The sequence below is a fragment of the Nocardia sp. NPDC041819 genome (genome assembly GCF_055590505.1).
The window spans coordinates 18,959-27,561 of sequence record NZ_JBVJAP010000031.1; the positions used below are offsets into that span (position 1 = coordinate 18,959).

Consider the following 8,603-nt stretch of genomic DNA (forward strand, 5'->3'; position numbering starts at 1 on the left):
CTGCCGACGGAATTCGTCGACTGAGCCACATCAGTAGTGTCCGTAGCACGGGTTACGCGTCCCGCAACGACACTTGGGTTGGGCGCCCGGGCGGGGCGCCCAACCGATGGACATGCCGCGGCCGTGTCAATGAGGGTGCTCGCGCAGGCGAGAGTCCCAGGCGGCAGGTAGATCGTCGAAAAGTGCCGGTGCGCCGAGGACCTCGTCGTCGAAGTCGAAGGCCTCTAGTAGTGCGGGCAGGTGGAGGGCAAGGTTGTCGATTGCCTGGTGAAGGAGCCCTCTGCGGCCATGCTGCTTCACGGCTTTCACGGCAGTGATGTCGAGTAGGCCATGTATGAGATACCACGAGTGATGCTGGTCGATCTGGTCCAGGGCGAAGACGTCACGCACTGCTGCGATCGCGGGGTGGAGTTCCGCGAGTTGATCGAGCAGCTGCAAGGCTTGTTGGGCGCAGTAGGCTTCGGTGAGTTCAAGCGCATCAGGAATGACGTCTAGTCGAGCTTTCAATGCTGGGTCACCCAGGAGGGGTTGTGCTTCTTGCGCGATCGTCAGCGTGCGCGCGCGGAGCAAGCGTGTGCGGTCTGTTGGGTCGGCGGGATTGTGGAGAGTCGGTTCGGGTGGCGTTGCGCCGGCGAGTTCTTTGGCCGTTACGCGCCCACCTACGCTGCCCATCACTTTGGTGTCGCCCTCGCCGGTGATGGCGGCATGACAGATGCCGATGTAGTCGGCGACCCGGTTGTCGCTGAACATGCCTTGCGCAGCCATTTTCAGGCGGCAGTCGGTGACTGTGGCCAAGGCGTGGTCCTGGATGAAGTACTTGGCGGCCATGACCGCCACGACCGTGCCGCGGTAGGTGAGCTGGGCGTCTGCCAGGAAGGTCTTGATCGCATTACCGTAGATGGTCCGGGCGATAGTGCCGGCCAGTTTGGTAAGCAGGGTGTCCTTCACGTGCGGGAGGTCGATCATGAGTGGTTTGGCGTCCGGCGTCAGCGGCACGCGCCGCTTGGTGGCGTAGCGCAGCGCGATGTAGAGTGAGGCGCGGGCCGTGGCGTTCAGACATGACGACAGTGCTAGTCGGCCGACGGTCAGTTGGCTGATTGCTGAGGGGAATGCTTGCTTTCGGCTGTTCTCATCGCGCCAGGTCAGCACCCCATGATCGTCGATAGTAGCCAGATTATTGCTGAGCCAGGCGCTGCGCTCGACCCGGAGGTTGTCGAAGCTGATGATTGCGTTGTCCATAACGACCAACTGCTGGCGACCGAGCTGGGTGATCGTGACGCCGGGAGCCGGGTTGCCGTTGGCGTCGCGCAGCCTCGCTGTGAACAGGTGCACGCCCTGATCGACGCCTTCCGCGTCGATGAGCCGAGCGCCGATGACGCAGACCCTGGCGACCGGGATACCGAGACTTGGCATGAACTTTCGCGCCAGCGGATGTGGGGTATCAATCACGAACTCCTCACCATCCCAGGTCGCGGTGGTCTGCATGAAGCCGATGTTGGAGCCGCACCCGTACTCGGTCAGCAGCATGACGCCGACACTGCTGCCGTCATCCAGGTCCTTGAGGTACGGGTTAGCGGAATCGAGGTCGGTCAAGGTCGCCAGGCTGCCCGAGGCCAAGTTGTAGTGGCCGGAGATCAGCGGGATCAGGTCTGGCGTCAGCACTGCGGTCTGGTCGAACACCGCAAACAGCTTGGGTAGATCGGTCGCGACGTCGCGGGCGCCGATCTCGTTGACCAGGTCTTCCAATTGGTCATACGCGTTCTGCCGCCGCTGCACCTGGCTCATGTCCTCGGTGACTCGGAAGTCCGGCTTGTTCAAGATCTTCTGCAGCTGCTGGTGGAACTCTGGATCGCCGTGCCGGAGAACCTCCGCCAGCGAGGTGCGTTCCTTGGATCTGTGTGTACCCATAACCGCCTCCTACTCACTTCCGATCCCAGCGGCTGCTGATCTACCGTTGGGCATACCCGAGGCCATCGCGCAGACTTCGACGCACCAGAGCCAGCGGTAGCCGCACGTTTACGCAGACGCAGCCGGCGATCGGAACATGGAAGTCGGACGATCACCTGTCAAAAGCTCAAAGCCTCACTCGCCGGCGTAGACCTGCGGCATCATCGTTGCCGCAAAATTGCCATTGACCGAGCTAGGCACGAAATATATTGTGCCACAATCTTTCTTGCGACCCTTGATGAAATTTGACAAATACTTGGTTCCGGCCGATGACCTGGCCTTCTGTCGAAAATATCGGAACAGTCCCATCTCGGTGCCCGTCGGTGACATGCCTGCCTGTCGATTCGCCACGGTTGTACGCCTGGGAGTTGGTCGGGAGTGTTTCCAAAGTTCAGTGGTCGAGTGTTGCCTTGAGCGATCGGGAGCCGTGGTACTGCAACGACGTCTGTGGACGATAGGTCATTGGCGAGTTCGCGAGTCTGTTGAGATTTGCTGCAGTGGATGGCCTTGCGCACGTTGAGCCGGTGAGCCAGGAGTCGTCCACTCGATCGCTCAACGGTTGCGGCCGGGTCGGTGGCTGGCCTCGATGCCTCTGCGGGCGATGCTAACGGCGATGTCGCGGTTGTGAATCCATCGACGCGGTTCGGCGGTGTTGTAGGCCTTGTCCGCGCGTAACTCGGCGGGCTTGCGGGGGGGTGCGGACGCACCGCGACCGGGTCGGCGGGATCGCCCGGGTCAGCGGGTGCAGCGCTTCTGCATCGTTGGTAGCGGCTGCCGAAATATTCACAGCCAAAGCAATTCTCGCCAGATCCGACAGCACGTGCAGTTGCGAGCCGGAGCTGCCACGATCGACCGGGCTCAGCCCGGTCATGTCGCCCCGTTTCCGTTCTTGTGGGTCCAATGCATGGCCTCGGTCGCCGAACCTGGTATGACTTCCTGCCCTTGTCTTTCGCATGATCCGCGGGGTGGTGTCGCCGGGTGCCGGTGGCATCGGATGGACCGCAGATAGGGACAGGGCCGTATTTCAGGTCTCTCTTCGTAACGGGGGTGCCGGCCACCGATGCCCGATCGGTGACCGCTCGTGCTGAACGAAGGAACCAGGACGTAACAGCCAGCTACACGGTGTTCTGCGGCGTTGACGTGGGCAAAGGGGAACACCACGCCGTCGGGCTCGACCCCACCGGCAAGCGCCTGTTCGACAAAGGCTTGCCCAGTGACGAATCCAAACTGCGCATCATCGCCGACACCACCGCACCATGCCGCACGCACTGCGCCGGGTAGACATCGGCGACGAAGCGTTGACCGAGCTCGGTGTCCTGGTCGGCGACGACGACGACCTCGCAGGCGAAGCAACCCGCACCAGCATGTGCATCCGCGGCCTGCTCACCAGCATCCACCCGGCCCTCGAACGCATCCTCGACCCGAAAATCGCCTACTCAGCAGTGCTCGAGATCCTGTCCGCTGCGGCGGACCCACCGGAATACGTGCGGCGGGGCGACGGACTGACCGCGATCGCGGTCAAACACCCCCCGCATCGAGGCCGACTCGTCGAGGAGATCCTGGCGGCATTACCCGCCCAAACAGTCACCCTCCCCGGCAGCAAAGCGGCCGAAGTCGTGTTGCCGAAACTGGCCGATCAACTCAAAACGGTTCTCCAACAGAGAAAATCGATCGCCGAAGACATCGAGGAGATGCTCGATGCACACCCTCTTTCCAAGGTCCTGACCTCGATGCCCGGCGTCGGAGTCGGGACCGGAGCCCGCATCCTGCTCGAAGTCGGCGACGGCGCCAGCTTCGCTTCGGCCGGCCACCCGGCCGCCTACGCCGGCATCGCTCCGGTCACCCACCGCTCCGGCAGCTCCATCCGCGGTGAGCACCCCGCCCGATCCGGCAACCACAAGCTGAAACGAGCGCTGTTTCTCTCAGCGTTCGCCGCACTGCACCACCCCGCCAGCCGCGCCTACTACGACCGCAAGCGAGCCGAAGGCAAGAAACACAACGCCGCCCTCATCTGCCTGGCCAGACGCCGCTGCGACGTCCTCTACGCGATGCTCAAACACGGCAAACTCTACCGATCACCCACGCACACAGCGGCTTGACAACAAACATAGGGACACCCCTTCTTTTTCCGGGCACCGGCGGCATGCTCATGGCCAGGTGCGTCCGCAGTCCACATCCGCAGCCGCTCGTGGGCGGTCTCCCACGGCCCGTGCCGCTGCGGCAGATCACGCCAGAGCGCGCCGATCCGCAGTTTCCACAGAAGTGCGTTGATCACCTGCGGCCCCGACCCGACACCGGCAGCATCGGCTCGATCCGAGCCCACGCCCGTCCCGTCAACCCACCACGGCATACACAAGACCAACCACCACAACGAATCGCAGGACAGAACCTAGGCGAGGGAGGCGACCTCGCGGACGGCGTCGGCGACGGCGCGGAAGTCCTTGCGCAGGATGTGGTCGTGGTTACTGGCTACCTTCGCGCTGATCTCGATGTTCGGGTTGCGGGCGACCACCGCGTCGAGGCTGGCACGGATTTTCTCCTGCTCGTCGCCCTTGCTTCCGAACGAGGTGCCCGAGGCGAGGACATACCGCGTGGCGACGGTGATGTTGTCTACCACGGGCCCTAGGTTAGCTTCACGGGCGAGTTTGCCGAGTTCGATATTGCATTCGGCCTGCTGCACCGAACCCATGCGCGGGGTCAGGCCGGTTGGGCGCAGCAGCACGGTGATCGGTCGCAACCGCTTGAACAGTTTGCGGATCCGCGCTTCCATGGCATCATCGAGCCAGTCGTGCGGTTGGGCGCCCTCGACCAGGACCGCGCCCATGCACCGTTGCGGATTGCGGCTGGCCCAGTGCGCGGCCACGAAGGCCCCGTAGGACCAACCGATCACCACCGCCCGGTCCACACCGCGGGCCGCGAGCACGGCATCGACATCGTCCACACAGGTGGCGAAGGAATAGTCCGCCGATTTCTTGGACTTGCCGCGGGCCCGCTCATCGAAGGTGATGTGCCGGAAACCGGGGCCGAGGTCGGCGATCACCCGCTTCCAGTACCCCTGAGTGGCGAACTGGCCGTTGCAGTAGATCACCGGGATCCCGGTACCGCCGGTGTCGGTGACGGCCAGGGCCGTGTCATCGATGGAGACCCTGCCGGTCCAGGTCGAGGTGTTCGCTGTGTTTGTCATGGGAAGTACAGTCGCCGGCCCGGCTGACACCGACCTGACACCGACCTGACACGATATTCGACCGGGTCACTGAGCCGTCCGGGCGCTTCCTCCCAGGATGCGGACACCGGGTGGTTATGCGGCGAGCTGTATGTCAGTGGCTTGCTGCTCGTAGGTGATCGCCCCCTCCAACAAGTCGGAACCTCCGGTCCGAGTGGCCTACCCGGCCCCATCAGGGCCCTGGACTTGGTCTCCGACGACGAAGCGCAGCCTTCAAAACTCTCTGGGGCGCAGCGGCGGTCAATACCTGGAATGCGCGCTGCGCCGCGGTCGAGAGATGGCTTTCTGGTGTCGTGGGCAAGGCTGGGACGCCGCAGGTACCGTCCTCGGTCGCGCGCCGGATAGAAACTTCGGCGGAGGGCTTGACGATTGCTTCTCGATACCCTAGTATTCTCGTCACGCCACTCAGGGCGCCGGTGTACCAAACCGGGATCGAGTCTCTTGAAGAGACTTCAGTGAGTGTCTTGGTTCCTCAAAAGAACTGACCCTCTCCTCTGAGTACTGGTTCCTCAAAAGAATCTTGGCCAGGCCTATCAAAAGGGTCGATTAATTTACGGTTCCCTCAAAAGGAATCCGATCCGCAGAGGTCAGTTCCTTAAAAGAGCTGACTATGATCGGTAAGCAGAAAGGCCCCTGCTCCTATATATTAGGTCGGGGGCTTTTCGTTTACTGCCGGTGGTTTGTTGCAGTTCGACTGTTTGGAGTTCGTGGTGGCCGGCACGTATGAGGTTCGCACGTTCGGGTGTCAGATGAACGTGCATGACTCAGAGCGGATCGCGGGCATGCTGGAAGCTGCTGGATATGTTTCCGCGCAGCCTGGTGCCGTCGGCGATGTGGTGGTCTTCAATACGTGCGCGGTGCGGGAGAACGCCGACAACAAGCTGTACCGATCATTGCGAGGGCTACGTGATCGCAAGCGCGACGGGATGCAGATCGCAGTCGGCGGATGCTTGGCGCAGAAGGATCGCAACGAAATCGTTCGTCGTGCGCCGTGGGTGGATGTAGTATTCGGAACACATAATCTCTCTTCCCTCCCCGTATTGCTGGAGCGTGCCCGCGTGGCGGGCGCGGCACAGGTCGAGATACGCGAATCGTTGAATGTATTCCCTTCGACTCTGCCGACTCGCCGCGAGTCGGTGTATGCGGCCTGGGTGGCGGTCTCGGTCGGCTGTAATAATACGTGTACGTTCTGCATCGTTCCGTCGTTACGCGGCAAGGAGTCCGACCGCCGTCCTGGTGATGTGCTCGCTGAGGTGCGGGCGATGGTCGACCAGGGGGCTTTGGAGGTCACACTGCTAGGACAGAACGTGAACGCCTACGGTGTCGGGTTCGGAGACCGGCAGGCCTTCAGTAAATTGTTGCGTGCCTGCGGCAGTATCGACGGTCTGGAGAGAGTTCGGTTCACCAGTCCGCACCCAGCGGAATTCACCGACGATGTGATCGTCGCGATGACCGAGACGCCGAATGTGATGCCGCAACTGCATATGCCACTTCAATCAGGGTCCGACCGGGTCTTGCGGGCGATGCGTCGTTCCTATCGCCGGGACGGGTACCTCGCAATTTTGGAGCGGGTGCGTACGCTCCTGCCGGACCCGGCCATTACCACCGACATCATTGTCGGATTTCCCGGCGAGACCGACGCCGATTTCGAGGACACACTCGACCTCGCTCGCGAGGCCAGGTTCGCTGGCGCCTACATGTTTCAGTATTCGATCCGCCCCGGCACTCCAGCCGCCGTTCTTGATGAACAGGTTCCCAAGAAGGTGGTGCAGGAGCGGTTCGAGCGGCTCGTCGCCCTGCAGGATCAGATTAGCCTCGAAGAGAACCAGCGTCAGGTCGGGCGGACAGTCGAGTTGGTTATCGCCGATGGCCACGGCCGTAAGGACGATGTGACCGGCCGCCTATCGGGACGCGCACCGGACAACCGGCTGGTGCACTTCACACCACCCGAGGCCGATGCGGGTGACGGTCGTGGTCCGTTGCGTCCCGGCGACGCGGTCACAGTGACGATTACGCATGGCGCGCCGCATCATCTTCTCGCTGATGGTGGCGTGCTGAGGGTGCGTCGGACCCGCTCCGGGGATGCCTGGGAGGGGCGGCTGTCCCGGACACCGGTCCAGGCAATCCCAGTCCCTGCTCAGGCGACCGCGCTGGGAATGCCTATGGTGGGCGACAGCGGGTTTAGGAATGTCCGCCAGTCCGGTTGCGGCTCTGGCTGTTGAACCTGTGATGGATCGACGACGAGTGGTCGCTGTAGTCGGGTCCACGGCTACCGGCAAGTCCGATCTCGCGGTGCAACTGGCTCAACGGATCGGCGGTGAGATCGTCAACGTCGACGCAAACCAGATGTACCGAGGTATGGACATCGGATCCGGAAAACCGACCGACATCGAACGCGGCGGGGTGCCCCACCATCTTTTCGACGTATGGGACGTGACCGTGACCGCGACCGCCGCTGAGGTCCAGGGCAGAGCCCGCGCTCACATCACCGCGATACTCGACCGGCGGGCGACGCCGATCGTGGTCGGTGGTTGCGGCCTGTACCTGCAGGCCGTTCTGGACCGCATCGAGTTCCCTGACGTAGACCTGTCGGTTCGCGCCGAGCTGACCACGCTTCTCTACGAGCTCGGTCCGGCAGTGATGCACCAACGGCTGGTCGACGCCGACCCCCAGGCTGGAAAGTTGATCCCCGCGACCGACGGCCGCAAGATCGTACGGGCGCTCGAGGTGATCGCGGTGACTGGTCGCCCCTACTCGGCGAACCTGCCTGCACGCGAATACATCTACGACACGGTTCAGATCGGGTTGACCGGTGACCGGCACACAGTGGATCGGCGAATCGCACACCGTCATCAGCGAATGTGGGATTCCGGACTCCTCGATGAGGTCTGCCACCTCGTGCCGCTCGGCCTACGCGAGGGCGTAACCGCCAGCCGCTTGTGCGGATATCAGCAGGCGCTTGCTGTTCTGGACGGACAACTCGATGAACGCCGCGCGCGTATCCATACAGTGAAGTCCGCGCAGCGGATCTCCCGCCGCCAGGTGGCTTGGGGGCGACGTGATCCCCGCATCCAATGGCTCGCCTTTGACCGGCCGGATCTGCTCGACTCCGCATCGGCTGCCCTGTGACCCCAGTTGGCGCTGGGGCATTGTCAAATTGGCCTTGAGGGTTCTCCGCCTAGCGAATACATAGAGTGATGATAGAAGAGGCTGCCGGCGCTGGTGATCAGTGTCGCGCCGTTGTCTCCATACCTGCGACTTGATGGTGGCGTGGAGGATTGGAGTCCACATTCTGGGAGGAAGCGCCCGGCATGTTAAACAGCGGTAAGGACATGACCTAGGAAGTGTCCTCAAAGCCACATGAGTAGAGTCGCAAGGTCGAGCATGCCGTGGTAGGACTGCGCGGTCTTGTCGTAGCGAGTGGCGATGGCTC

At 62.7% G+C, this 8,603-nt stretch carries 5 protein-coding genes and 1 pseudogene; 3 read left to right on the forward strand and 3 right to left on the reverse strand.

Annotated elements, in window-relative coordinates:
• Positions 1–126: 126 nt before the first annotated feature.
• Entirely contained in the window at positions 127–1,908 is a 1,782-nt protein-coding gene (locus ACZ6DL_RS37215) for an acyl-CoA dehydrogenase family protein (protein WP_466058329.1), read from the reverse strand.
• Positions 1,909–3,018: 1,110 nt separating this feature from the next.
• Between ACZ6DL_RS37215 and ACZ6DL_RS37220 the strand changes: the two are divergent.
• Positions 3,019–4,046: pseudogene (locus ACZ6DL_RS37220) on the forward strand (IS110 family RNA-guided transposase).
• On the opposite strand, the gene ACZ6DL_RS37225 reads toward ACZ6DL_RS37220, so the two are convergent.
• Positions 4,016–4,297 carry a transposase gene (locus ACZ6DL_RS37225; protein ID WP_466058331.1) on the reverse strand — a complete coding sequence of 94 codons (282 nt, stop codon included), beginning with the start codon at positions 4,295–4,297 and terminating at the stop codon, positions 4,016–4,018. The pseudogene ACZ6DL_RS37220 and the gene ACZ6DL_RS37225 sit on opposite strands and share 31 nt — an antisense overlap.
• A gap of 39 nt (positions 4,298–4,336) precedes the next feature.
• Positions 4,337–5,131 carry an alpha/beta fold hydrolase gene (locus ACZ6DL_RS37230; protein ID WP_466058333.1) on the reverse strand — a complete coding sequence of 265 codons (795 nt, stop codon included), beginning with the start codon at positions 5,129–5,131 and terminating at the stop codon, positions 4,337–4,339.
• A gap of 719 nt (positions 5,132–5,850) precedes the next feature.
• Here ACZ6DL_RS37230 and miaB point away from each other — a divergent pair.
• Both miaB and miaA read left to right on the forward strand, forming a co-directional pair.
• Entirely contained in the window at positions 5,851–7,392 is a 1,542-nt protein-coding gene (gene miaB, locus ACZ6DL_RS37235) for a tRNA (N6-isopentenyl adenosine(37)-C2)-methylthiotransferase MiaB (RefSeq protein ID WP_466058335.1), read from the forward strand.
• Between the two features lie 22 nt (positions 7,393–7,414).
• A complete protein-coding gene (gene miaA / locus ACZ6DL_RS37240) occupies positions 7,415–8,299 on the forward strand; it encodes a tRNA (adenosine(37)-N6)-dimethylallyltransferase MiaA (protein WP_466058337.1) in 885 nt (294 codons plus the stop codon).
• Positions 8,300–8,603: the final 304 nt, after the last annotated feature.